This window comes from Microseira wollei NIES-4236 (assembly GCF_020521235.1).
GTDB lineage: Bacteria > Cyanobacteriota > Cyanobacteriia > Cyanobacteriales > Aerosakkonemataceae > Microseira > Microseira wollei.
On record NZ_BLAY01000720.1, the window covers coordinates 1 to 255 of the forward strand.

1 pseudogene is annotated in these 255 nt (G+C 47.5%); it reads left to right on the forward strand.

From position 1 onward, the window contains the following. Window positions 1-255 (forward strand): annotated as a pseudogene (locus tag MiSe_RS50345) (DUF4114 domain-containing protein); the annotation flags it as partial.

A 255-nucleotide genomic window follows, 5' to 3' on the forward strand; every position in this document is an offset into this window, starting at 1 on the left:
AAACAGTCACAGTTAGTGCAATTAACGATAACGTCGCCGAAGGAAATCATAGCGGCACTATTTCTCATACAGCTACCAGCAGCGACGCCAACTATAACGGAATTACGATTAATTCCGTCACCGCCAATATCACCGACAACGATACCGCCGGAGTCACAATTACCCAATCCGGCAGTAGCAGGAATATCACCGAAGGTGGCGCGACAGATACCTACGAAATTGTACTAACTTCACAACCAACTGCCGATGTCACCA